This window comes from Campylobacter gastrosuis, assembly GCF_030249845.1.
Taxonomy (GTDB): Bacteria; Campylobacterota; Campylobacteria; order Campylobacterales; family Campylobacteraceae; genus Campylobacter_A; species Campylobacter_A gastrosuis.
Window position 1 is genome coordinate 90,274 of sequence record NZ_JANURM010000001.1, and the last position, 24,618, is coordinate 114,891.

Below are 24,618 nucleotides of genomic sequence, written 5' to 3' on the forward strand. Positions count from 1 at the left end.
ATATATAATTTAAATTTACTTTGTAGCTTTTTAGGTTTTTAAATTACAATCTAACTGAAAAGAAAAAAACTTAACAAAGGAGAAAGGCTATGCACTCATTTTTAGCTTTCTTGCCTATCATCGTTATTTTGGTGATGATGATAGGTTTTAAGCAGAGCTCAAAGCTCTCGCTTAGCGTGGCTATGATTTTATCAGTAGTCATTTCATTTGGTGCATTTAATGTAAATGCTGACCCAACAAGCATTAGCGCTTATGTTCTTTACGGCTTTTTAAAGGCGTTTGACATCTTAGTCATCATTTTTGGTGCTATTTTGATTCTAAATACCTTGAAATTTTCAGGCGCTATGCAGGTTATAAACAACGGCTTTAACCAAATCTCAACCGACCGCCGTGTGCAAGTAATCATCATCGGCTGGGCTTTTGGTGCGTTTATTGAAGGAGCAGCTGGATTTGGCACGCCAGCAGCACTAGCAGCACCGCTACTTGTAGGACTTGGCTTTCCAGCACTATCAGCTGCACTTGCTACGCTTATTTTAAACAGCTCGCCAGTTAGCTACGGTGCTGTTGGCACACCGACTTTTGGTATCCAAACAACCGTGCAAAAGCTAGTTGAAGCGGATGGACTAAATTTAGGCGAATATATAAACACCGTTAGCATTTACACAGCCACAATCCACTCAATCGGAGCGATGATTATCCCATTTTTAGTGGTTTTGATGATGACAAAGCTCTTTGGTAAAAATAGAAGCTTTAAAGATGCTTTTGGCGTTCTGCCTTTTGCGTTATTATCATCAGTCGCCTTTGTCGTGCCTTACTTTTTAGCGGCAAAATTTACTGGCATTGAGCTACCAGCCCTAATTGGCGGACTTGTTTCGCTTGGAGTTTTGGTTTTAGCTGCAAAGAAAAATTTTCTAACACCAAAAGACAACTGGGATTTTGCACCACGTGATAGCTGGGCTGACTACTGGATAGGCTCAACACAAAATGAAACACAGCAAAACACAGCCACCGCTCAAAGCGCCAAAATGTCGCTATTTATGGCGTGGTTACCATATATTTTAATCTCTGTGATTTTGGTTCTTACAAGAATTCCAGCACTTGGATTAAAGAAAATCTTGCTTGGTTTAAAACTAAGCTTTGAGCCGATTTTTGGGGTTTCTGGCACGGCTTACAGCTTTGCTTATGGCTATTTGCCGGGCATTATCCCATTTATCTTAGTTGCTATAATTACAATCGTGCTTCACAAGATGAAATTTGAAGAGGTAAAAACTAGCTGGTCGCTGACATTTACACAGGTTTCAAAGGCTGCTATACCGCTTGCTGCTGGTTTAGCACTCGTGCAGATTATGCTAAATGTTGGCGTTAAGGTAGATAGTGAAGACTACTCAATGCTAAAACTAATGGCAAAATTCTTTGCTGATGTTTCAGGTCAGGCTTACGTAGTGGTCGCACCTTTGGTTGGTGTTTTAGGCTCGTTCTTTTCAGGCTCAAACACCGTTTCAAATTTCTTATTTGCCGGACTTCAATACGAAACGGCATTTTTAGTTGGACTGCCTACACAGGTTATCGTTGCGCTTCAAAATGTCGGCGGAGCGATAGGCAATATGGTTTGTATAAACAATATCGTCGCTGTGTGTGCTACGGTCGGACTTCTTGGTAAGGGCGAGAGTAGGTTGCTTACATATAATATATTGCCTTGTTTGCTTTATGTTATATTAGCAGTTTGTATCGGTATTATATTACTTTAAAGTAAGGAGAAAAGATGAGTAAAAAAGTCTATTTTTTTGCCACTTGTCTTGGTTCTGCTGTTATGGGCAGAACCGTTGTAAGTGCCATTAAGCTACTTCAACGTGAAGGCATTGAGGTGATTTATAAAGAGAAACAGACCTGTTGTGGTCAGCCTAGCTATAACACTGGCTACTTTGAAGAGACTAAGAAAATAGCTCTTTATAACGCTAAACAATTTAGCGAAAACTACCCAATCATCGTGCCAAGTGGCTCTTGTGCTGGTATGATGGTGCAAGATTATGGCGAGCTATTTCACGGCGATAAAGATGAGGCGTTTATGAAGGAATTTAGCTCACGCATCATTGAACTTAGCGTTTTCTTAGACAAGCATTTAGGCGTAAAATACGAAGATAAGGGTGACCCACTAAAAATCACTTGGCATACAAATTGCCACGCACTTAGGGTTTCAAAAACCATTGAAAGCTCTAAAAATTTACTAAAACAACTAGCAAATGTTGAGCTTGTGGATTTAAAATATGAAGAGGAGTGCTGTGGTTTTGGTGGCACTTTTGCGGTAAAAGAGCCTGAAATTTCAAATGCTATGGCGGTTGAAAAAGTAAAAGATATTGAAAATGCTGGTGCAAAATATGTCGTTTCTGGCGACGGCGGATGTTTATTAAATATCAGTGGCACGCTAAAAAGACAAAACGCAAAGACACAAAGTATGCACCTTTATGACTTTATTTTAAGAAGAATTGAGGGAGAGAGGCTATGAAACACGAAAAAATCGTCCGTGAAAAACTTCAAGACCAACAGCTAAGAAACAACCTATTCTCGGCGATGCACACGCTTCAAACAAACAGAAAAAATTTGCTTAACAACAAATTTAACGACTGGGAGGGGCTTAGAAGCAAGGCAAAAAAGGCAAAAGATAACGCCCTAAACACACTTGCTGACCGCCTTGAAGAGTTTGAGAAAAACGCCACTAAAAACGGCTTTAAAGTCCATTGGGCAAAGGATGGAGCAGAGGCCTGTGATATTATTTATAATCTTATGAAAGAGAAAAACATTGATAAAATTTTAAAACAAAAATCAATGGCAAGTGAAGAAATTCACCTAAATCACTATCTTGAAGATAAGGGTTTAACCGCACTTGAAACGGATTTAGGCGAGGTGATTATCCAGCTAGCTCACGAGCCGCCAGTGCATATTGTTGTCCCAGCAATTCACAAAAACCGCTATGAAATCGGCGAACTCTTTCACGAGAAAATTCCAAACGCTCCAAAAGAGCACGAGCCAGAGAAGTTAAATGCAATCGCAAGAGAGCATATGAGAGGCGAGTTTAAGACCGCTAAAATGGGGCTTTGTGGTGCGAATTTTGCCCTTTCACGAGAGGGTGCGATTTGGCTTGCTGAAAATGAAGGCAACGGTAGAATGTGCACCACCATTTCAGATGTTTTAGTTAGCATTTGTGGCATTGAAAAGGTCGTTGAGTGCTTTGAAGACGCTGCTACTGCTGATACGCTTTTAGTGCCATCAGCCACTGGTCAGTTTATCACAAACTACAACAACATAATCTCAGGTCCACGCCGTGAAGGCGAGCTTGACGGACCAAAAGAGTGCCACATTATCTTGCTTGATAATCATAGAACCGATATTTTAGCACACGAGGATTATTATGGTGCTTTACGCTGTATCCGCTGTGGTGCTTGTATGAATTTCTGCCCAGTTTATGATAAAATCGGCGGTCATAGCTATCAGGCTGTATATCCAGGACCAATTGGCGAGGTAATTAGCCCACAAATTTTTGGTATGGATAAGCACGGCGATGTTGTTACGCTTTGTTCGCTTTGCGGTCGCTGTTCTGAGGTTTGTCCGGTTAAAATTCCACTCGCTGAGATGATTAGACAGCTAAGACGCGATAAAATCGGACAGGGTAAAAACCCACCACACGGCACTGAAAAATTAGAGAGCAACACCATTGAAAAGCTCATTTTCTTTGGCTTTACCTACGTTGCAACTCACGGCGGATTGTGGAAGCTTGGTATGAGCAACGCAAGACACTTCAACGGCTTAATCCAGTCGCAAGGTAAGAGAATTCCAGTGCTTAAAAACTGGTTTGAGTTTAAAGATTTAGAAAATCTTGACTTTAATACCTATGAAAACGTTAAAAATATGCCGGGGGTGAGATATGAGTAGTAAAGAATACATTTTAAACGCAATTAGAACAAGGGGTCAAAAGATAAAGAGTGCAGACGGCACCCCTACGATTGACCCGGTCGGACACATTAAAGATGATGAGAATTTGTATAAAGAATTCATCACTCGCTCAGCCGAGCATAAGTCAAATGTGATAGAGAGCAGTCTTGAAAATTTAGCAAACGATATCAATGCTATTTTTGAAAAAGAGGGTGTTAAGAATTTAATCTACCCAGAGGGTTTGCCAGTTGATATTGAGGCGTTAAAAATTGCTGGTAAATTTAAGTTTGACACACCAATTGATGGCTTTAAAGAGAATGTATTTGACTACGATGTTTCGGTTATTAACGCTAGACACGCCGTTAGCTCACACGGCATTTGCTGTATTGCTAGCTCAAAAGAGCAGCCTCGCCTTTTAAGCCTAACGCCAAAGGTTTGCATAATGCTTGTTAATAAAGAGAAAATCACAAAGTCAATCTCATCAGCCCTAAATAATATAAAGCAAGAAGAGGGCGGTAAATTACCAACAAACGTTGTCTTTATCGCTGGCCCTTCAAGGACGGCTGACATTGAGCTTGTGCCAGTGCTTGGAGTTCACGGCTCACAGATTGCTTACGTTGTAGTCTATTAAAATTTGGCAGGTAAATCCTGCCAAATTTAAAAATCCTTATCATTTATAACTTTTAATTTATATTTTTTTACTAAAATTACACTTTTAAGACTTAAAATTTTGGATAGATTATGAAAAAAATTATTTTTGTTGTGGCTGTTTTGGTGGCTGGATTTTTTGCTTATGAGTTTTTAAAACCAAAGCCAAAGACCGAGTATATCACGCAAAAGGCAATCAGGGGCGATTTGGCAAAAAAGGTTGAAGCAAATGGCGAAATTTTTGCGACCGAGCTTGTTGATGTGGGAGCTCAGGTTAGCGGTCAGATTAAAAAGCTTTACGTAAAGCTAGGCGATAGCGTAAAACAGGGCGATATGATAGCTGAAATAGATGATGAAACGCAAAAAAATAACGTTGAAAATAGACGCGCTCAGCTTTTAATCTATGAAGCTCAGCTAGAAAGCGCAAAAGTGGCTTATGAGGTTGCAAAATCGCAGTTTGAGCGTGAAAATTCGCTCTTTAAAGCAAACGCAACCTCAAAGCAAAACTACGAAAATTCAAAAAACACTATGGCTAGTGCCAAGGCAAAAATTGGCGAGTTAAATGCACAGATAAATCAGGCTAAAATCGCACTTGATACGGCGTTAATTGATCTTGGCTACACCAAAATTTTAGCCCCAAGAAACGGCGTTGTGGTCTCTGTGCCAGTTGAAGAGGGGCAAACCATAAACGCAAATCAAACCACGCCAACTATCGTTTATATCGCTGATTTAAGCAGTGTCAAGCTTAAAATGCAAATTGCCGAGGGCGATATCACAAAAATTAAGGTCGGCACAAAGGTTGAGTATGAAATTCTCTCAGATGATAAGAAATTCTATGCGGTCGTAAGCTCAATTGACCCGGGTCTTACCACGCTAAGCGACGGCAAATACACAAGCACCAGCACTTCAAGCACCAGTTCAACCTCGGCGGTTTATTACTACGCCCAAAGCATAGTTGATAATAAAGACGGAATTTTAAGAATCGGTATGACAACGCAAAATTCTCTCCTAATTGACGAGGCAAAAGACGCAATCATCGTGCCAAGTATCGCCGTAAAAAAAGACGGCAAAAAGCATTTTGTGCAAATTTTATCTGAAAACTCGCCAAAAAAGGTTGAGGTAGAAGTCGGCATAAGTGATGGCATAAATACGCAAATTTTAAGCGGTGTTAGCGAAAATGACGAGATAATCACGGCGCAAGGTAGCAGCGAAGAGATCGCTAAAATGGTAGAAAAGGCGAAATTTTAGTGATAGTTTTAAAAGATATTGTTAAAAAATTTCGTGTCGGCGATAATGATATACAGGTTTTAAACGGCATAAATTTAAGCATAAAAAAGGGCGAGTTTATCGCGATCATCGGACAATCAGGCTCTGGCAAATCAACGCTTATGAATATCCTTGGCTGTCTTGATAACGCAAGCAGTGGCGAGTATCTTTTAAACGGCAAGGATATCACGCACTTTAAAAGCGACGAGTTAGCACAGCTTAGGCGTGAGAAATTTGGCTTTATCTTTCAAAGATACAACCTGCTTTCAAGTATGAACGCCCTGCAAAACGTATCACTGCCAAGCATTTATGCTGGTGTGGCTAAAAAAGATAGAGAGAAACTAGCCAGTGAAATTTTAAGCGGACTTGGGCTTGGGGATAAAATTTCAAGCTATCCAAACAAGCTTAGTGGCGGACAGCAACAGCGTGTAAGTATCGCGCGCGCCCTAATAAACGGCGGCGAGATAATTTTAGCTGACGAGCCAACTGGCGCGCTTGATAGCAAGAGCGGGCAAATGGTGATGAAAATTTTAAAAGAGCTTCACGCAAAGGGGCACACTATAATCATCGTAACCCACGACGCAAACATCGCTGCTCACGCAAACAGAGTCATTGAGATAAAAGACGGCGATATCATAAGCGACACGCAAAAAAAAGATGAAATTTTTAATCTAAACGAAGCAAAACAGCCAGAAAAAAGCCTATTAAACTACTACAAAGACCAGCTCATTGAGAGCTTTAAAATGTCGGTATCTGCGATATTTTCGCATAAGCTTAGATCAATGCTAACGATGCTTGGTATAATAATTGGCATAGCAGCGGTCATTAGCGTGGTCGCACTTGGTAAAGGCTCACAAGAGCAAATTCTTTCAAGTATTAGCAAAATTGGCACAAATACCATTGATATTTTGCCTGGCAAAGGCTTTGGCGATATGAGATCAAACCGCGTTAGAACCCTAAGCGTAAGCGACGCGAAATTCCTTGAAAAACAGCCATTTTTAGACTCCGTAACCCCAAACACTTCAAGCTCTGGCATACTTACTTATAAAAATTTATCATTTTCTGCCTCGCTTCGTGGCGGTAGTTCTAGCACACTTGATGTAAATGGCTTAAAGGTTGAGCAGGGCAGGGTGTTTGATGATGATGAGATTAAAGGCTCAGCAAGTGTCGTTTTAATAGACGCAAATACCAAAAAAACGCTATTTAAAAACGAAAATCCTATCGGCAAAGTGGTGCTTTTTGATAAAAAACCGCTAAAAATCATCGGCGTTGTCGCGCCAACCGATAATGGCTTTGACGACCCAAGTGTGCTTAGGCTTTATGCGCCATATTCAAGCGTGATAAATAAAATCACTGGCGATAAGATTATCCGCTACATAACCGTTAGGGTAAAAGATAGCGTAAATGCACAGGTGGCTGAGAAGAGTCTAACTGAGCTACTTACCGCAAAGCACGGCAAAAAGGACTTTTTTACTAGAAATTCTGACAGCATTAAAAAGACGATTGAAGAAACTATTGGCACTATGAGGCTTCTAATCTCATCAATTGCTGTTATTTCGCTAGTTGTTGGCGGTATTGGCGTGATGAATATAATGCTAGTTTCGGTAACTGAACGCACAAAGGAGATCGGTATAAAAATGGCGATCGGTGCTAGGGCGAGTAATATCTTACAGCAGTTTTTGATTGAAGCGGTTTTGCTTTGTATCATCGGCGGTGCTATCGGCGTTGCTTTGGCGTATGCTATTGGCTATGTGTTTAATAACTTTGGCGATTTTAAGATGATTTTCTCAAACGCCTCAATCGTGGTGGCACTCGTTACTTCAATGGCGATAGGCATTATCTTTGGCTTTGTCCCAGCAAGAAACGCCTCACGCCTTAACCCGATAGACGCACTTTCAAGGGAGTAGAGCTACTGCTCGTAAAAATACGACTGCTCTATGCCCTTAAAGATAATCTCTCTATCATTTATTTTATCGGTTAAATTTGCCCTTAGAAGCGTTTTTAATTCTAGATCATTTACTGGGCTTCTTTCCATTGCCTGTAAATACCTAAATTTATCTACATTTTGCCAGTTTATGAGCATTTTTATCCTGTTTTTTAGCATTAAGTCAAGCCAAATTCTCATCGCTCTGCCGTTGCCCTCTAAAAATGGGTGCGCTATGTTCATCTCAACGTATTTTTCAACTATTTGGTCAAAATTTTGCTCACTTAAAGCCTCTATTTTTGGTAAAATTTCTTTTAAATAGAGTGAATTTGCAAACCTAAAACCGCCCTTTGAGATATTTACCTCTCTAATTTTACCTGCAAAATCATATAAGTCCTTAAAAATATAGCCGTGAATTTGGCTTAAACCTTTAAACGTGCCAACTTCAATTTCGTCTATCTTGCCACTTTCAAAAAGCTCGTATGCCTTTAAAAGGCTAAGGCTATCTATCTCGTTTTGTTTCATTATTTACCTTAAAAATTTTTCTAAATTATTGCATAAGATTTTTAAATTTTCATTACTTCAAGTAACATTTTGTAAATTTATGATTAAAAATCTATTAAAATTTTAAAAATTTTTTGTATAATCCAAAACTTACTAAATAAAAAAAGGGGTAAAAATGAAAAAATTTAGCGTTTTAGCTTCATCTTTGGCGTTAATTAGCACTTTTGGCTACGCAAAAGAGATAGCTATTGGACTACCAATGCCAATTACTGGTGCGATAGCAGCCTACGGACAAACAGCCTATGAGGGCGTAAAAATGGCAAATATCTTAGAGCCAAAGCTAAAAAATGGCGATACGATTAAGCTTGTTTTGGTTGATACAAAGGGCGATAAAATAGAGACAGCAACTGCGACAAATAGGCTCATTTCAAGCGATAAAGTAGTAGGCATAATCGGCGCACTAACCACTGGCAACACCCAGCAAGTCCTAGGCATAGCAGAGGAGAAAAAAATCCCAGTCATCGCCCCAGCAGCCACGGCTGATAAGCTATTTGACGGCAAGAAATTTGGAGCTAGGGTCTGCTTTATGGATTCGTTTCAAGGCTCGGCGTTTGCGGCATTTTCTTACGATAAGCTAAACGCAAAAACGGCAGTTTTGGTGGTAGATCAAGCTCAAGTTTATTCACTTGGACTTGCAAAGGCGTTTGAGAAAGAATTTAAACAAAAGGGCGGTAAGGTCGTTAAAAAGCTAAATATAACATCTGGCGATAAGGATTTTAAGGCGGTTGCAGCACAGCTTAAAAGCTTAAATGCCGATGTGGTTTATATGCCAATTTACCACCCAGAAGCATCAATGATAGTCCGCCAAGCTAAGCAGGTCGGTGTTACTTCAAAATTTGGCTCAGGCGACGGCGTGGCTAATCAAACCTTCATTGACCTTGGTGGCGAGGCGGTAAATGATTATATGTTTACCGACACTTTTGATTACACAAGACCGCCGACAAAACGTTCAGAGGAGTTTTTAGCAGCTTATGAAAAAGAAAAGGGTAACAGAGAAATCGCTAGCTTTACCGCACTTGGTGCTGATGCCTATTTTATAATGGTAAATGCGATGAATGAGTGTGCCGACCCAAGTGATAGCGTTTGTGTAAATGAGAAAATTCACGCCACTTCAAATTTTGAGGGTGTAAGCGGTGTTATTAGCATTGACGCTAGCGGTAATGCGACACGTTCGGTTGTTATTAAAGAGATAAAAGATTTAAAACCAGCCTACAAAGACATCGTAAATCCATAATTTTTGCCCCAAAATTTTGGGGCAAATTTTAAATTTAAACGCATTTTGTGCTTTTAAATTTAAAATTTTCATCGGAGTTTTCTTGGATAGTTCAATATTTTTACAACAAATGGTAAATGGATTTAGCCTTGGGTCTATGTATGCACTCATTGCTATTGGTTATACTATGGTTTATGGGGTTTTAAGACTTATAAATTTTGCTCACGGCGATATTATGATGGTGGGTGCTTATGTCGGACTTTTTGCGATGACTAGCCTTCATCTGCCCTTTGTTTTTGCCATAGTTTTTAGCGTTACAATAGCCATTATTTTAGGCATTAGCATTGATAGAGTGGCGTATAAACCACTGCGAAAAGCACCTAGAATTTCGCTTTTAATCACCGCAATTGGCGTTAGTTTTTTGCTTGAAAATTTATTTAATGTCATCTTTGGCGGCACTCCACGACCATTTTTGGTGCCAGAATTTTTAGAAAAAGTGATAAATTTTGGCGAGATTAGCATTACGCTAACGACCATTATCGTGCCGATTTTAACACTTGTTTTACTGCTTTTTGTGCTTTTTATCCTTTATAAAACAAAATATGGTATGGCAATTCGCGCGCTTGCTTTTGATATTGGGGCTGTTCATTTAATGGGGATTGATGCAAATTTAATCATCGCAATTGTCTTTGCACTTGGCTCATCACTAGCTGCCATTGCTGGTATTTTTTGGGCTGTTAGCTATCCATCGGTTGAGCCTTTAATGGGTGTTTTAATCGGCTTAAAAGCCTTTGCAGCAGCGGTGCTTGGTGGCATTGGCTCAGTCGGTGGGGCTGTGATTGGCGGATTTATCATCGGCTTTACAGAGATTGTCGTGGTCGCATTTTTCCCCGATATGGCAGGGTTTAAGGACGCCTTTGCCTTTGTATTTTTAATCTTTGTTTTACTATTTAAGCCAACTGGAATTTTAGGCATAAATTACGAAAGAAGTAGGTTTTAAGATGAAAATTTTACACGTGATATTTTTTGCCTTGGCTGTTGGTTTTGTTTATGCTTCAAATTTTATCTTTGATGAGTATCATTTAAGTATTGTTAATAATATTGCAATTTTTATCATCTTAGCCGTTAGCTACAATCTCATAAATGGCGTTACTGGGCAGTTTAGCTTAGAGCCAAACGGCTTTGTCGCACTTGGTGCTTATGTAACAGCCCTTATGCTTCTTAGTCCAGATGCTAAAATTTCGCAGTTTGATATTGAAGATCCGGCTGGGGTTATTTTGGCTTTTTATCTGCCAAATTTCATCTTAGCCTTGATTTGTGCTGGTATTGCCTCAACGATTTTAGCCCTTATTTTATCGTATCCAGTGTTTAGAGTTAGGGGCGATTATCTTGCCATTGTTACGCTTGGATTTGGTTTTATCATTCAAATAATTGCCATAAATTTCCCAGCCTTTACAAACGGCTCGCTTGGCTTAAACGAAGTCCCAAAGCACTCAAATATCTACTACACCGGAGGCGTGGCAATTATCGCTGTTGTGGCTATTTTAAACATTATTTATTCAAAATTTGGTCGTGCTATGAAGGCGGTTAGAGATGATGAGGATGCTGCTCTTGCTATGGGGATTGACACGTTTAAGATTAAAACCCTTGCTTTTTGCACGAGTGCCTTTTTTGAGGGCGTTGGCGGTGGTTTGCTAGTCTGTCTTTTAGGCTCTGTTTCGCCAGATCAATTTACATTTTTCTTTACATTTCAGCTTCTTATTATCATCGTGCTTGGCGGACTTGGCTCTACAACTGGTGCTGTTATCGGGACGATTTTGGTTATGGGTGGTAGCGAGTGGCTTAGATTTTTAGATGAGCCGATGAGCCTTTTTGGCTACACTACACCAGCCTTGCCGGGGCTTAGAATGGTCGTTTTCTCGCTGATTTTAATCCTTGTAATGCTATTTGCAAGAGAGGGTATAATGGGCAAACGTGAGCTAACGGAGCTAAAATTTAAAAAACGGACTAAAAAATGATACTTAGTTTAGAAAATATTAGTAAAAATTTTGGTGGCGTAAATGCGATTAGCCAAACATCTTTTGGGATAAAAAGGGGCGAAATTTTTGGTCTTATTGGACCAAATGGTGCTGGCAAAACGACAATGTTTAACATAATCACTGGCAATTATAGCCCAAGCAGTGGCAAGGTGATTTTTGATAGCAAAGATATAACAAATCTTAAACCAAATAAAATCGTTCATCTTGGCATTGCTAGGACGTTTCAAAATATCCGCCTGTTTAGCTCACTTAGTGTGCTACAAAATGTCCTTATCGGCTTTGATAACGCCATAAAATACACGGCAATTGAGGCGTTTTTGCACCTTGGCAGATATAAAAAATTTGAAAAAAAGGCTCACGATGACGCTATGGCTTTGCTTGATGAGCTTGGTATTAGCCAGTTTGCAAACGAAATGGCAGTTGATTTAAGCTACGGACAGCAAAGAAAGGTTGAGATAGCAAGAGCACTTGCTACAAATCCAAAGCTTCTTTTGCTTGATGAGCCAGCTGCTGGGATGAATCACACCGAGAGCGATGAGCTAGCTAGGCTTATATTTTCATTGCGAGATAAGCGAAATATGAGTATTTTATTGATTGAGCACGATATGAAATTTGTAAATCATCTTTGCGATAGGGTTTTAGTGCTTGATTATGGACGTGTGATTTTTAGCGGCACACCAAGCGAAGCGATAAATAATAGCGAGGTTATAACGGCTTATTTAGGGGATTTTTTAAATGATTAGTGTTAAAAATTTAAGTGTTTATTATGGGCTTATTCGGGCGGTTAAAGATATTAGTTTTGAGGTAAAAACTGGGCAAATTGTATCAATGCTAGGCTCAAATGGTGCTGGTAAAACCTCAACCTTAAATGCTCTAATTAACGCTGTAAAACGCACTGGTGAGATAAATTTTTTAGGCTATGATACAAGAAGGCACCTAACTCACACTCTCGTTAAAATGGGTATTTCGCTCGTGCCTGAGGGTAGGCGAGTGTTTATAAATTTAAGCGTTGAGGAGAATTTACGAATTGGTGCTTTTAACAACGATGAGAATTATGAGCATTTAAGAGATACGATGTATGAGCTATTTCCACGCTTAAAGAGCAAGAAAAATCAGCTAGCTGGCACGTTAAGCGGTGGCGAGGCACAGATGCTTGCCATTTCAAGGGCGTTAATGAGCGAACCAAAGCTTTTGATGCTTGATGAGCCTAGTCTTGGGCTTGCACCAAAAATCGTCGGCGAAGTTTTTGATATTATCGTTCGTTTAAAACACGAGGGCATTACGATACTTTTGGTTGAGCAAAATGCCTATGGGGCGTTAAAAATCAGTGATTACGCTTATGTGCTTGAAAGCGGTCAGATCGTAATGCAAGGCGATGCACAAGAGATGATAAACAACCCAGATATTAAGAAAAAATATCTTGGTGCTTAAAATAAACAGATAGTAAGCTTAAAGTAAATTTAGAAATTTTAAGCTTCACGCCCATTCTTGGGTTACTTTTTAATAAATTTATTATATAATCAACGCAAAAAATTCAAAGGTTATCTATGGTTTTAAAGAAATTTCTTAGTATGACATCGGCAATTATTTTATTTTTAATTTTTGCCGTTGCTAGCGGAGTGGCTACGATAATTGAGAGCAAAACCTCCACTGATACGGCTTGGGCTTATGTCTATGGCACGAGCTGGTTTGGGCTTATTCAGCTACTTTTGGGTATAAATTTAGCCTACAATATCTACGCATACAGGCTTATAAATTTAAAAAAACTGCCCGTTTTTCTCTTTCATCTTAGTTTTATTGGGATTTTAATCGGCTCAATTTTAACTCGCTATTTTGGCTTTGAGGGTAATGTGCATATCAGAGAAAATAGCGAAACAAATATCATCACAACTCGTGGCTCATTTATAAATTTTGCGACCAAATTTGATGGCAAAGAGTATGAAATTTCAATCCCTCGTGAGCTTGAAGTGCTTGGTAAAAACGGCTTTGATTTAGCTCTAAAACTACCAGAGGGCGAAGCAAGGCTTAAATACCTTGAATACGTCCCAAACGCAGATTATAAATTCGTAAATAGCGAGGGCGGTAAGCCAGTCATTGAGCTTGTGCTTTCAAATGCTACCGAGCGAGAAGAGGTTAATTTGCTTGACGGCGAGGAGGTCATCGCTGGTAACGTCAGCTTTTTGTTTAACGCCACCCCACGCCCCGGCACAAAATATGTGCTTTTTAGTCTAAATGACAATAAATTCACACTCACTTCAAACACGCAAATTTCGCAGTTTGCAATGGCTGATAATGTAAAATCAACCATTGAAGCAAACGCCACAGCCCAGTTTGACCCACTTCATCTTTTCACGATAAATGGGGTAAATTTTTCGGCTAAATTTCTATCAACAAGTGCCGTTAGAAAGCTAGTGCCAGTTAAAGAGAGCCAGTTTGATGCTATTGTAGCCGAGTTAAGCTACAAGGGCGAGAAAAAAGAGATGGTGCTTTTTCATAATCTAATTGAACCAGCAAAGGCGATAATCGGTGCTCAGGTGTTTAGTGCCTCGTGGGGTTTTATGCAGCTTAAAATGCCATTTAGCCTTTATTTAAAGGACTTTGAGCTACTTCGCTATCCCGGCTCAAACTCGCCGATGAGCTATGCTAGTGATGTTATTGTAAAGGATAAAAATATGCCTGAATTTGAGTATAGAATTTATATGAATCACGTCCTAGATCACGCCGGATACCGCTTTTTTCAAAGCTCGTATGATCAAGATGAGCGTGGCACGATTTTATCTGTAAATAAAGACCCGGGCAAAATTCCTACCTACATTAGCTACTTTTTGCTCGGGCTTGGGCTGATTTTAAACCTAATAAATCCAAATTCAAGGTTTAGACAACTTGCTAAAAAGATAAATCAAGATAGCATTAAGAGCGTGATTTTGCTGGTTGTGGCTAGTTTTGTTACGTTTGGTGTTACAAATTTACACGCTGATGACTTTTTGCCTAAGATTGATAAGACGCACGCCGATAGGCTTGGGCGTTTGCTTGTGCAAAGCCCTGATGGCAGGATAGAGCCGTTTGATACGATAAGCAAAGAGGTGCTAAATAAAATTCACAGAAAAGATACGATTGGCGAGCTTAACTCAAATCAAGCCGTGCTTTCAATTATGCTAGACCCGCCATTTTGGCGTAAAGAGAATATCATCGCCGTTGGTCAGAGCAAGGAGTTAAAGCGTGAGCTTGGCATTGATGAGCGTGCTAAATTTGCAAATTTTAACGACTTTTTTACCACAAATGATAAGGGTGGCGAGTATAAACTGACACGTTTTACAGAGATTGCAAACCGCAAACACCCCGGCTCTCGTGGGACTTTTGATAAAGAGGTGATTAAGGTTGATGAGCGTTTAAATGTGTTTTATATGGTTTTTATGGGCGAAATTTTTAAAATTTTCCCAAAAAAGGACGACCCAAATAACACGTGGTATTCGCCGGGCTCGGCACTTATGAGTATGCAAGGCGATGAAGCAAACGCCATTGCTGTGATGATGAGAGATTATTTTGTCGCCGTTGATGATGCGATAGTTAGTGGCGATTGGAGCAAGGCGGATAAGGCACTTGGCGTGATTGAGAGCTATCAAAGAGAATTTGGAGCGGCGATAATACCGCCAAAATCACGCATTGATACAGAAATTTTATTTAACAAGCTTGAAATTTTTGACTGCCTAACGCCACTTTATCTAATCGCTGGATTTGTGCTTTTAATATTTGTTTTTGTTAAAATGCTATCGCCAAAATCAAATATAAACGCCGTGTTTAAGGCGATTTATTACCTAAATATCCTAGCATTTTTAGTCCATACCGCTGGACTTGGGCTTAGGTGGTATATCGCCCAGCACGCCCCTTGGAGCAATGCCTATGAGTCTATGGTCTATATCGCTTGGGCGTTAAGCCTTTCTGGCATAGTGTTTTCAAAGCAAAGCCCAATTGCAATGGCACTAACCTCAATCCTAGCTGGTGTTACGCTATTTGTGGCTCATCTTAGTTGGCTTGACCCACAAATTACCACGCTTGCGCCGGTGCTAAAAAGCTACTGGCTTACAATCCACGTTTCTGTTATCACGGCAAGTTACGGATTTTTAGGGCTTTGTGCATTGCTCGGATTTTTTGTTCTTGTGCTTATGATTTTGCAAAAGAAAAAATCGCCAAGTGCTGAAATTTCAAGAAACGTAACAGAGGCGACTAGAATAAACGAAATGGCAATGATTTTAGGGCTTTCACTGCTTACGCTTGGCAACTTCTTAGGTGGTGTGTGGGCAAACGAGAGCTGGGGACGCTACTGGGGCTGGGATAGCAAGGAGACTTGGGCGTTGGTTTCAATCCTAGTTTATGCAGCCGTGCTTCACATTAGATTTATCCCAAAGCTAAACTCGCAATACGCCTTTGCCGTTAGCTCAATGTTTGCTTACTGGGCGATTATTATGACCTATTTTGGCGTGAATTTTTACCTTTCTGGTATGCATTCATACGCTGCTGGCGACCCGCTACCGATACCAAACTACATTTACGTGATTTTCGCCGTTATGTTTGGCGTTAGCATTTTTGCCTACTTTAAAAGGCAGTTTTTTGCAAAGCTTTAATTCTTATTTAAGTTGGTTTTATGCAGAATAGAGGCTATAATGTTTTAGAATTTTTTTGCAAAGAGTTTAAAATTTTCATTGACACCTGTTCGCTTTTAGATGATAAGGCTTACATATTTTTAAAAAATATAAAGCCTTGTCTTAAAGCCAACAATAATCAAATCATAATTTCATTAAAGGTGATTGAGGAGCTTGAAAAACACTCTAAAAATAGCGAACCAAACAAAGAAGAACTAGCTAAAAACGCTATAAAAATGCTTGATGAAATTTTGCCAAATTTACAAGATGAAGGTCTTATTAAAATTCACGGAGAGAAAAATGACCCCTTTGCTGATGCTGTTTTTCATTACGTTTTTGAAAAATTTAGGATACAACATAAACTGCTTTTAATCACTCAGGATAATAAACTTGCCAAAGAGATTTTAAGTAAAAATGAAAACGAATCGGTCAAAGGGCATAAAATTTTTGTAAGGCGAATAGATCCAAAAAATGGTTTTTTAGCTAAGTTTAACTTTGAAGCACAAGAATGTAAAAAAGTTGAGCCTACTACGATTTTAAAAACAGACTGCACCCCCCCCCTCACAATAAGCAAGAGTTGCCGTTTAAAATCTGCTCTGATGTAACAAATGTAGTTGATACGCCTTTAAACATAAGCCAAATACCTAGCCAAAATGAGATTGTAATAACTAGCGATAACAAACAAATAAGACTTGTTAAAAAATTAGCAGAAGGTGGCGAAGGGGCTGTTTATGAGATAGATTTTAAAGATGAGGTAGCAAAAATTTACAATGCTCACTCAAACACAAAACGCCGATTTGAAAAGCTAAAATTAATGACTAGCAAAAATATATCTTTTAATGGAATTTGCTATCCAACAAGGCTTTTGTATAATCAAAATGGCGAATTTGTAGGCTATTTAATGCCAAAGGCAAGCGGTAAGACACTCGGTAGAAGCATATTTGCAGCCAAGCCTCTTTTTCTTAAAAATTTTCCAAATTTTAAAAAGCAAGATATGGTAAATCTCTGTCTTAATATACTCACAAAAATACGTTATTTACACAATAAAAATATTATTTTAGGCGATATAAATCCTGAAAATATCCTGCTCGTTTCGCCAAATGAGGTATATTTTGTAGATACGGACAGCTATCAGATTGAAAATTTCCCTTGTCCTGTCGGGACAATTAATTATACAGCTCCTGAAATTCAAGGCAAACACTACCCTGATTTTTTACGAACAAAAGGCAATGAAAATTTCGCTCTTGCAACACTGCTTTTTATGATAATGGTGCCGGGCAAACCGCCATATTCACAGCAAGGCGGTGGTGACCCAGCAAAAAATATAACAAATATGGACTTTTCATATCCATTTGGCGATAACTCTAATAAAAAAACGCCTGATGGACCTTGGCGTTTTATATGGTCTCACTTACCTTATCGCTTAAAAGAGGCGTTTTATAAAACGTTTGCAAGTGGTGAAGAATATAGTTATGAAAATACTCGTTTAAATGTTGATAAGTGGATAGAAATTTTTAAAGATTATCAAAAAATGTTTGATAAACTTATTGATACAGATGAGATGAGTAATGAAATTTATCCGACAAGGCATAAAAAACATAAAGACTTTAACTACATAAAATGCTCTCTTTGTGGTAATGAAGTCCAAGAAGATAGCGCTAAAATGGGGATTTGTAACACCTGTTTGTATGATAAAGGTGAGCCATATAAATGCAAAATATGTAATAAGGATATGCTTTATACAAATTATCAAAGGTTTATTTTAAAACAACCAAAATTTAATATCTGCCTTGAATGTAACAGCTCAAAAAATAATATAGTTTGGCAAGGAGTTTGTGCTGGTTGTGGCAAAAAATTAACGCTAACTAAGGGCAAATATGAATTTTATAGGCGTAAAAACTATGATATGCCAAAGCGTTGCGAAACGTGTAGAGATAATACAAATAAACCTAGTATTATAGATAAGATTATAGATTTTATATTTGGAGTATAGCGTTATTGTTCTTTATTTTTGTATTGATAAATATTTTTTAAAAAAGGAGAAAAAATGAGTTCAAATTTACTTTCTAAATGAAGGAGTTAGGCTTTTTTATGAGGCTATAAAAGCCGATGAAATAGCGTTTTATTCGGCTGAGATTAGTATTGTTAGCTTTGGAGCAGGTGGGGCTAAGTGTATTCAGGATTTTTCAAGCTTGACCTTAGAGCCAAATGCCCCAACGCTAGTGGCTGACGGCTACACGCCACTTGGTGAGGCTGTAAATTTAGCACTTGATATGTTAGAGCGTAGAAAAAGCGAGTATAGTGATAGCGGGGTGGATTACTACCAGCCTTGGCTTGTCGTGATGACTGATGGTGCACCAAATGGGGATAAAATGGAGCTTGAAAGAGCCATAGAACGCACAAATAGCCTAATTAAGCAAAGAAAACTTACGATATTTCCTATCGGTATTGGCGAGGCAGCTGATATGAATGTTTTAGCAAAATTATCGCCAGAACGCCAACCGCTAAAATTAAAAGGGCTACATTTTCGTGAGTTTTTCTCGTGGCTTAGTAAGAGCGTATCAAGAGTATCAGCCTCAACGCCGGGCGAGAAGGTTAGGCTTGATACTGACGGGATTAATTCGTGGGGCGAAATTTAATGATTGAGTTTAAAAATAGCTGGGCTATGGCTACGTGTGTAGTTGCTGGGAGAGCACACGTTGCTAAAAATTTACCATCTCAGGATAAAACTAGCTCACTTTTTAAAAACGGCGTAAGCGTGGTTAGCTTAGCTGATGGTGCTGGTTCGGCTAGATTATCGCATTTTGGAGCTGATATTGTTACTGATAAAATATGTGAAATTTTAGCTTCATCTTTTGATGAACTTTTTAATGACAATGAAAGTGATGTAAAAAGGCAAATTTTATCTGTGCTTTTAGAGACATTACATCAAAAGGTAGATGAGCTAAAATGCGATTTAAAGGACTTGACTAGCACACTTTTAGCGATTGGGGTTAAAGATGACAGGTTTATTATGCTTCATATTGGCGATGGCGTGATAGGATACACAAAAAATGGCGACATATACGTTTTAAGCACACCACAAAATGGAGAATTTATCAATGAAACTACATTTTTAAGCTCTAAAAATGCCATTGATGAGATGAGAGTAAAAAGAGAGCTATTAAACGGCATTGATGGATTTTTGTTGCTATCTGATGGAGCAGAGCATTCGCTTTATCACAAAAGAGAAAAACGCCTAGCTACGGCACTTTTGGGTATTGTTAATGCTTTAAAATATGTGGATACAAAAGAGATAGAAATTGGCTTAAAACAGAGCTTTGAAAATGTTGTTTCAATGGCTACAAGTGATGATTGTTCTATCGCTATAATGTCAAAAGTAGGCACTTATATCACACTAAGTAGAGAAAAAAAGATGGAGTTTTTGCAAACAGCATCACATAAATTTATGACTAAATGTGATAAAATTTTGGCATTTTTGTCACGCCCACGCACATTAAAGCAAATCTCAAAACACATTAAGTTAAAACAAAAAATAGTCAAAAAGCATATTTTACGACTTTGCAAACTTAAAGTTATACGCCTTAAAAACGGATTTGTATTTTTTTAAATATATTTTTAATAAACAAATGCAAGATGAGCTTTTAAACAATCTAAGGCATTTTGCGAGTTTAGAAGGCTTAAAATTTTAGAGATTTCTTTGGGGCGTTTGGGGATTAAAAGCGTTGATGAGATATTTTTAGTTGAAGTTTTTATCAAAAACAACACTATTTTTAAGAGCAAAAAAGATACGGCAAGAATTTTTAAAACGGCGCTAGTAAATCACTTCAGACGCTCATTTTTTAAAATTTTAAAAGCCAAAGAGTTGGAGCTAAACGGCAAAATTTTAGCCCTAAATGATAAAATCCTAGCCCTAAAAAACGAGCGAAAATTTAGGGCTAAAAAGATAGATTTTATACTAAAAAATCTACTTTAAACTCGCACACGCACTATCGTTGCCCATTTGACAGGCTTTTTGGGTGTAGTTTGATGACTTTTGCTTGTCGCTATTTTCATAAAATTTAGACAGCCAAAGACAGCCCATATCATCGCCAAGTTCGCAAGAAGCCGTAAAATCACGCAACGCCTTTTGATTTTCGCCCTTTTCTAAGGCGATATTTGCGACCTTAAAACAGCCATAAGGCAGCTTTAAATCGCACGAAATTTGGTAGTATTTTAAGGCGTTTTCATCGCTTTTTATCACGCCTAACCCCTTTGCATAAAACTCAGCCAAGTTATAGCAGTTGTAGGCGTGTCCTTTTTCGCAACTCTCTTTGAAAATTTTAGCCGATTTTGCGTATTCGTTTTCAAGTATGACCTCGCCACTTGGCTTTACGCCACCAGTAAATTGCTCACTCCCACCGCCAAAAGCCACGCTAAAAATAGCTAAAAAAAGTAGAAAATTTCTCACTTTGCCCCCTTAAATTCTCTCCACCACAAATAAGCAAACATAAGCCCAAAGCCCTTAACCTTGCTCTCATCGTAGATGAAATTTTGCATATCTTTTTGTTTGATAAAGACAAGCTCAATGCTCTCATCATCTATCCCACCGCCTTCGCTGACTTTCATACTCTCATCAATCTCGCCGTAAAACATAGTTTGCGTGTTGCCACCAAAGCCAAGTGAGCCGTAGTTTCGGCTAATTCGCTCTAAATTTGGCAGTTTATAGCCAGTTTCTTCAATGACCTCTTCAAGTGCGGTTTGCTCATCGCTTAAATTTTTATCTAAAATCCCAGCACAAAGCTCGTAAGTATAGCCAGGCTCATCGCTAAAAAATCCGCTCTTTTTTTGCGAATACCACACAGCTGGGCGAAACTGCTTGACAAATAAAAATGCGTCCTTTTGCTTGTGATACATAAAAATTGAAACGCAGTTAAAGACCTTTACGCAGTCCCAAGTGCGTCTTTTGCCGTTTTGTTTAAAGCTCATCGTAAATGGCTCTAAGTATTTTGAGCCGACAAAGGGTAAAATTTCAAGGTCAGTTATAATAGTATCCATTTTGCAAGTCCTAAAAAGCTAAAAAATCCGATACAATCGGTAAAGGTCGTTAAAACCACAGCCGAGCCGACTGCTGGGTCAATGCCAAAACGCTTTAATGTAAGCGGTATAATCGTGCCAAAAAACCCAGCTAGGCTTAAATTTATAACCATACTCCCAGCAATCACAACGCCAAGGAGTGCCTTATCAAACCAAAACCACGCAATCACGCCCATAACAAAGCCAAAAATCGTGCCATTTATCATTGAAATTCCGACCTCTCGCTTTAAAACGTGCTTTGCGTCCTTAAACTCAATCTCGCCAAGAGTAAGCCTACGAACCGTTACCGTTAGGGCTTGTGTGCCGGTGTTACCGCCCATTGAAGCAACTATTGGCATTAGCACAGCAAGTGCTACGTAACTTGCTATTGTTTCATCAAAAAGTCCGATTATTGCAGAGCTGACAATAGCGGTAAATAAATTTATAAGTAGCCAAATAGCACGCGCCTTGCCAGCCTTTACTAGCGTCTCTTCATCCTCGGCGTCATCATCAACACCAGCTAGGTTATAAATCTGCTCGGTCGCACTCTCTTCAATAATATCGTGAATATCATCAGCCGTGATACGCCCAAGCAAAACGCCCCTAGAATCAACAACAGCAATTACGTTTAAATCATAATCTTGCACGATACCAACGACATCTTTTATGTTATCGCTATCAAGTGCGGTGTGGGGCTTGTAAAAATCTGGCTCTTTTTCATCAATAATCGCCCTTAGGCTCTTTGAAAAATCAAATAAAATCAGCTCTTCAAGCGGGATTGCGTATTTTAAAATGTGATGATTATCCACGATAAAAAGCTGTGAGATGTTTTCAAGCTCCCCAGCGGCTTTTAGCTCACGAAGTCTAGCCACAGCATCGCCTAGCCTTTCGGCTAAATTTGCACTAAATAGCTCGGTTTGCATATATGCGCCAGCTTCGTTCTCATCGTAGCTTCTAAGGCGTAAAATATCAGCCTGATCGTCCTTGTCAAGCCTATCAAAAATCTCCCTTGCCTTATCTTCATCAATCTCTTCAATCTGCTGTAAAAGGTCGGTTGCGTCATCGCTTTCAAGCTCGGCAAGGGCATTTACGATTTGCTCTGATGGCACATTTTCAATCACGTCTTTTAAAAGCGACTCAGGTAGCTCCATAGCCACGTCGCCTAGCGTTTCAGGGTCAAGTTGCTTTACGTAGTCGTTAAAAAGCTCGTCATCGTGGTGTTTTAGTGTCTTTAAGTGATGAGCGATATCGTAAGCTGTAAGGTCGCTCTCTAAATTCTCATCAAGGTGCAGGTCAAGTTGCTCTTTTGCCGTTTCTAAATCAACGCTCATTTTTGCTCCTAAAAGCTAACGACATCTGGGAATTTCTCCTCTTTTTGACTAGTTTCATTGCTGTTTAAAATTTTACCTAGCTCACCATCAAATTTTTGCACGATAGATTTAAATTTCACCCCTTCTTTGCCTTCAAGAACGCTTTTTATAACTCTCATCATACTCTCTGGATTTAGTGGCTTTTGCCCGCGATAAAGACCAAAATGCAGGTGCGGGCCGGTGCTCATACCGGTATTGCCTACATATGCGATTTGTTTGCCTTGCTGGACTTTTAGCCCAGTTTTTATCCCTTTTGCAAAGCCGTTTAAATGCGCATAAAGCGTTTCGTAACCACCGCTGTGAGATACGATTATGGTTTTGCCATAACCCCCCTTTGTGCCTACAAATTTTATCACGCCATCGCCAGATGATTTTACTGGTGTGCCACGAGGTGCGCCGTAATCAACGCCAAGATGAGCCCTGTATCTTTGCAAGACTGGGTGCCACCTTTTTAGGGTAAATGGCGATGTTATTCTTGCATTTGCAAGTGGGCGAATAAAGACCACCTTTTCTCTATCTTTACCGCTTCTGTCGTAAAATTTATCGTTAAATTTATAAACTGAATACTTTTTATCCCTTGTAATAAACATAGCCGCACTAATATCTGGTGTGCCAAAAATTCTGCCTAAACGCCTTTTTTGCGTGTAGATTATGACTACTCTATCGCCTTTTTTTATGCGTTTAAAGTCAATGCCTTCGTTTTTAAATGCGTCCCTAAAACTCACGGCAAGTTGCATTGAGCCGGTGTAGTCATAGATATCTTCTGTGATTGAGCGTTCAATTTTGATGTTTAAAACTCTATCTTCAACCTGATATGAAATAGGTATAAATTCTAGCTTGTAATTATCCTTTTCATCTAAAAAAATATGCATTTGAAGCTCATCATTTACTGGGATTAAAATTTGCTTTATGCTGTTTTTATCATCTCTTAAAACCTGATATTTTATCCCAGCTGAAATCTCTTCTGCTAGCTCTTTATCTTCGCCAGAAAGGTTGTAAAATAGCGAAAGTGGCAGGCGGTTGCTCTCTAAGAAATTTAAAAAAGGTGTGCCACTAGGCCAGCTAAGCTCCTCAACACTTGGTTTTAACGCATATAAATTTAGTGTTAAAAGTATGAGAAGTAGCACCTTTGGCATTAAAATCCTTTGTAAAAAAATAGCCCTAATGTTACTAAAATTTTCTTTAAATTTTGCAAAAAATAAAGCATTTTAGGCTATAATCGCCAAAAATTTCAAATTAAAGGATTGTGCGTTGAGAAAGTTTTTGCTTGTTTTTATGCTTATGTTTAGCTTTGCTTTTGGTGCTAGTTTTAGTATGAAAGAATACAAAACTCCGCTAATTAGCATTGATGATGATGGGTCGGCGACTATTGTTGATAGCCCAGAGATTGTGGTTGGTTCAAGTGGGGTTGTTATGCGTCAGTTTGGTGTTGGCGATAGCTCAATCATCGCTCGTGTGAGCGTCATATCAAAGGGCGGTGGCTTTGCTAAATTGCAGTTTGAGGTCTTTGATAGCTTAGAGCAAAAAGCCCTGCCACTGCCCGGCGTTGAGCCAAAAAGTGGCGATTTGGCGATTTTAAATTTCTTGTATGATAGGGCGTTAATTGTCGTGCCAAATAGAGAAATTTACGATGAGGTCGTGTCGGCGTTTAAAGATGTTATGTTTATTCATCCAGATATTGTTGGGGCGTATTTAAGCTATGAATACAAGCCAAACCCAAGCCGTGATGATTTTCGTAAAATGTGCTCACAAAGTGCGGCTGGGCTGATTTTTATCGGTATGGATAAAAAAAGCGTCTTTGCTGATTGTCAGAGTTTTAAGGTCATAAAAGAGTTTGAAACTGGCGAGGTTGATAGCTATCAGCTACCATTTTACACTCGTGTGCGTGATATTGACACCATTTTTTACAAGCTAAATAGCGAACACATAAACAATTACGACGCACATTACGATAGACTTTTAGGGCAGTAAA

Annotated in this window: 23 protein-coding genes; 18 read left to right on the forward strand and 5 right to left on the reverse strand. The window is 39.0% G+C overall.

The annotated features are described in order from the left end of the window. The first annotated feature begins 89 nt into the window (after positions 1-89). The 6 genes from NYG85_RS00480 to NYG85_RS00505 all read left to right on the forward strand — a co-directional run bounded on the left by NYG85_RS00480 (position 90) and on the right by NYG85_RS00505 (position 7,748). Complete coding sequence (locus NYG85_RS00480) at positions 90-1,748, forward strand: L-lactate permease (protein WP_284936592.1); 1,659 nt, start codon at positions 90-92, stop codon at positions 1,746-1,748. Between the two features lie 14 nt (positions 1,749-1,762). Next, positions 1,763-2,503 (forward strand): (Fe-S)-binding protein, encoded by a 741-nt coding sequence (locus NYG85_RS00485; RefSeq protein ID WP_284936593.1) that lies wholly within the window; start codon positions 1,763-1,765, stop codon positions 2,501-2,503. Then, positions 2,500-3,927, forward strand: a complete 1,428-nt coding sequence (locus NYG85_RS00490) for a LutB/LldF family L-lactate oxidation iron-sulfur protein (RefSeq protein ID WP_284936594.1) — start codon at positions 2,500-2,502, stop codon at positions 3,925-3,927. Before NYG85_RS00485 ends, NYG85_RS00490 begins: the two co-directional genes overlap by 4 nt. Next, entirely contained in the window at positions 3,920-4,558 is a 639-nt protein-coding gene (locus tag NYG85_RS00495; RefSeq protein WP_284936595.1) for a LutC/YkgG family protein, read from the forward strand. The genes NYG85_RS00490 and NYG85_RS00495 overlap by 8 nt, the downstream gene beginning before the upstream one ends. Before the next feature lie 110 nt (positions 4,559-4,668). Next, positions 4,669-5,823, forward strand: coding sequence for an efflux RND transporter periplasmic adaptor subunit (locus tag NYG85_RS00500; RefSeq protein ID WP_284936597.1), 1,155 nt, complete (start codon positions 4,669-4,671; stop codon positions 5,821-5,823). Further along, complete coding sequence (locus tag NYG85_RS00505) at positions 5,823-7,748, forward strand: MacB family efflux pump subunit (RefSeq protein ID WP_284936598.1); 1,926 nt, start codon at positions 5,823-5,825, stop codon at positions 7,746-7,748. Before NYG85_RS00500 ends, NYG85_RS00505 begins: the two co-directional genes overlap by 1 nt. Before the next feature lie 2 nt (positions 7,749-7,750). Here NYG85_RS00505 and fic read toward each other — a convergent pair whose 3' ends face one another. Beyond that, positions 7,751-8,290, reverse strand: coding sequence for a protein adenylyltransferase Fic (fic, locus tag NYG85_RS00510; protein ID WP_284936600.1), 540 nt, complete (start codon positions 8,288-8,290; stop codon positions 7,751-7,753). Between the two features lie 154 nt (positions 8,291-8,444). Between fic and NYG85_RS00515 the strand changes: the two genes are divergently transcribed. The 11 genes from NYG85_RS00515 (at position 8,445) to NYG85_RS00565 (ending at position 20,197) form a co-directional block, all read left to right on the forward strand. Continuing rightward, complete coding sequence (locus NYG85_RS00515; protein ID WP_284936601.1) at positions 8,445-9,563, forward strand: ABC transporter substrate-binding protein; 1,119 nt, start codon at positions 8,445-8,447, stop codon at positions 9,561-9,563. Between the two features lie 82 nt (positions 9,564-9,645). Further along, positions 9,646-10,542, forward strand: coding sequence for a branched-chain amino acid ABC transporter permease (locus NYG85_RS00520; RefSeq protein WP_284936602.1), 897 nt, complete (start codon positions 9,646-9,648; stop codon positions 10,540-10,542). Between the two features lies 1 nt (position 10,543). After that, entirely contained in the window at positions 10,544-11,560 is a 1,017-nt protein-coding gene (locus tag NYG85_RS00525) for a branched-chain amino acid ABC transporter permease (RefSeq protein WP_284936603.1), read from the forward strand. Continuing rightward, entirely contained in the window at positions 11,557-12,324 is a 768-nt protein-coding gene (locus tag NYG85_RS00530; protein ID WP_284936604.1) for an ABC transporter ATP-binding protein, read from the forward strand. The genes NYG85_RS00525 and NYG85_RS00530 overlap by 4 nt, the downstream gene beginning before the upstream one ends. Continuing rightward, on the forward strand, positions 12,317-13,012 hold the full coding sequence (locus NYG85_RS00535) for an ABC transporter ATP-binding protein (RefSeq protein WP_284936605.1): 696 nt from the start codon (positions 12,317-12,319) through the stop codon (positions 13,010-13,012). The genes NYG85_RS00530 and NYG85_RS00535 overlap by 8 nt, the downstream gene beginning before the upstream one ends. A 116-nt stretch (positions 13,013-13,128) precedes the next feature. Continuing rightward, positions 13,129-16,203 (forward strand): cytochrome c biogenesis protein CcsA, encoded by a 3,075-nt coding sequence (locus tag NYG85_RS00540; RefSeq protein ID WP_284936606.1) that lies wholly within the window; start codon positions 13,129-13,131, stop codon positions 16,201-16,203. A gap of 20 nt (positions 16,204-16,223) precedes the next feature. Beyond that, positions 16,224-16,826, forward strand: a complete 603-nt coding sequence (locus NYG85_RS00545) for a PIN domain-containing protein (protein WP_284936607.1) — start codon at positions 16,224-16,226, stop codon at positions 16,824-16,826. Next, positions 16,799-18,214: a protein kinase domain-containing protein gene (locus tag NYG85_RS00550; protein WP_284936609.1), complete on the forward strand. Its 1,416-nt coding sequence runs from the start codon at positions 16,799-16,801 to the stop codon at positions 18,212-18,214. The genes NYG85_RS00545 and NYG85_RS00550 overlap by 28 nt, the downstream gene beginning before the upstream one ends. 199 nt (positions 18,215-18,413) lie before the next feature. Then, positions 18,414-18,860: a vWA domain-containing protein gene (locus NYG85_RS00555; RefSeq protein WP_284936610.1), complete on the forward strand. Its 447-nt coding sequence runs from the start codon at positions 18,414-18,416 to the stop codon at positions 18,858-18,860. Beyond that, positions 18,860-19,831, forward strand: a complete 972-nt coding sequence (locus NYG85_RS00560) for a PP2C family serine/threonine-protein phosphatase (RefSeq protein WP_284936611.1) — start codon at positions 18,860-18,862, stop codon at positions 19,829-19,831. Before NYG85_RS00555 ends, NYG85_RS00560 begins: the two co-directional genes overlap by 1 nt. A 99-nt stretch (positions 19,832-19,930) precedes the next feature. After that, positions 19,931-20,197, forward strand: a complete 267-nt coding sequence (locus NYG85_RS00565; RefSeq protein ID WP_284936613.1) for a hypothetical protein — start codon at positions 19,931-19,933, stop codon at positions 20,195-20,197. Here the strand turns inward: NYG85_RS00565 and NYG85_RS00570 are convergent. From NYG85_RS00570 to NYG85_RS00585, 4 genes are read right to left on the reverse strand one after another with little or no spacing between them, the layout of a single operon-like run. Further along, complete coding sequence (locus tag NYG85_RS00570) at positions 20,189-20,671, reverse strand: tetratricopeptide repeat protein (protein WP_284936614.1); 483 nt, start codon at positions 20,669-20,671, stop codon at positions 20,189-20,191. The two genes, NYG85_RS00565 and NYG85_RS00570, sit on opposite strands and share 9 nt — an antisense overlap. Continuing rightward, positions 20,668-21,258: an NUDIX hydrolase gene (locus tag NYG85_RS00575; protein ID WP_284936616.1), complete on the reverse strand. Its 591-nt coding sequence runs from the start codon at positions 21,256-21,258 to the stop codon at positions 20,668-20,670. Before NYG85_RS00575 ends, NYG85_RS00570 begins: the two co-directional genes overlap by 4 nt. Beyond that, complete coding sequence (gene mgtE, locus NYG85_RS00580; RefSeq protein WP_284936617.1) at positions 21,243-22,607, reverse strand: magnesium transporter; 1,365 nt, start codon at positions 22,605-22,607, stop codon at positions 21,243-21,245. The genes NYG85_RS00575 and mgtE overlap by 16 nt, the downstream gene beginning before the upstream one ends. An 8-nt stretch (positions 22,608-22,615) precedes the next feature. Next, positions 22,616-23,782, reverse strand: coding sequence for a peptidoglycan DD-metalloendopeptidase family protein (locus NYG85_RS00585; protein WP_284936618.1), 1,167 nt, complete (start codon positions 23,780-23,782; stop codon positions 22,616-22,618). 115 nt (positions 23,783-23,897) lie between these two features. Here NYG85_RS00585 and NYG85_RS00590 point away from each other — a divergent pair, with 115 nt between their 5' ends. Further along, a complete protein-coding gene (locus NYG85_RS00590; RefSeq protein WP_284936620.1) occupies positions 23,898-24,617 on the forward strand; it encodes a plasminogen-binding N-terminal domain-containing protein in 720 nt (239 codons plus the stop codon). Position 24,618 lies beyond the last annotated feature (1 nt).

What these genes read in the sequence shown, in the direction of transcription:
- NYG85_RS00480 (WP_284936592.1), top strand. Translation starts at nt 90, where the DNA reads ATGCACTCATTTTTAGCTTTCTTGCCTATCATCGTTATTTTGGTGATG.
- NYG85_RS00495 (WP_284936595.1), top strand. Translation starts at nt 3,920, where the DNA reads ATGAGTAGTAAAGAATACATTTTAAACGCAATTAGAACAAGGGGTCAA.
- mgtE (WP_284936617.1), bottom strand. Translation starts at nt 22,607, where the DNA reads ATGAGCGTTGATTTAGAAACGGCAAAAGAGCAACTTGACCTGCACCTT.
- NYG85_RS00575 (WP_284936616.1), bottom strand. Translation starts at nt 21,258, where the DNA reads ATGGATACTATTATAACTGACCTTGAAATTTTACCCTTTGTCGGCTCA.
- NYG85_RS00560 (WP_284936611.1), top strand. Translation starts at nt 18,860, where the DNA reads ATGATTGAGTTTAAAAATAGCTGGGCTATGGCTACGTGTGTAGTTGCT.
- NYG85_RS00490 (WP_284936594.1), top strand. Translation starts at nt 2,500, where the DNA reads ATGAAACACGAAAAAATCGTCCGTGAAAAACTTCAAGACCAACAGCTA.
- NYG85_RS00485 (WP_284936593.1), top strand. Translation starts at nt 1,763, where the DNA reads ATGAGTAAAAAAGTCTATTTTTTTGCCACTTGTCTTGGTTCTGCTGTT.
- NYG85_RS00540 (WP_284936606.1), top strand. Translation starts at nt 13,129, where the DNA reads ATGGTTTTAAAGAAATTTCTTAGTATGACATCGGCAATTATTTTATTT.
- NYG85_RS00530 (WP_284936604.1), top strand. Translation starts at nt 11,557, where the DNA reads ATGATACTTAGTTTAGAAAATATTAGTAAAAATTTTGGTGGCGTAAAT.
- NYG85_RS00585 (WP_284936618.1), bottom strand. Translation starts at nt 23,782, where the DNA reads ATGCCAAAGGTGCTACTTCTCATACTTTTAACACTAAATTTATATGCG.
- fic (WP_284936600.1), bottom strand. Translation starts at nt 8,290, where the DNA reads ATGAAACAAAACGAGATAGATAGCCTTAGCCTTTTAAAGGCATACGAG.
- NYG85_RS00500 (WP_284936597.1), top strand. Translation starts at nt 4,669, where the DNA reads ATGAAAAAAATTATTTTTGTTGTGGCTGTTTTGGTGGCTGGATTTTTT.
- NYG85_RS00515 (WP_284936601.1), top strand. Translation starts at nt 8,445, where the DNA reads ATGAAAAAATTTAGCGTTTTAGCTTCATCTTTGGCGTTAATTAGCACT.
- NYG85_RS00535 (WP_284936605.1), top strand. Translation starts at nt 12,317, where the DNA reads ATGATTAGTGTTAAAAATTTAAGTGTTTATTATGGGCTTATTCGGGCG.
- NYG85_RS00545 (WP_284936607.1), top strand. Translation starts at nt 16,224, where the DNA reads ATGCAGAATAGAGGCTATAATGTTTTAGAATTTTTTTGCAAAGAGTTT.
- NYG85_RS00525 (WP_284936603.1), top strand. Translation starts at nt 10,544, where the DNA reads ATGAAAATTTTACACGTGATATTTTTTGCCTTGGCTGTTGGTTTTGTT.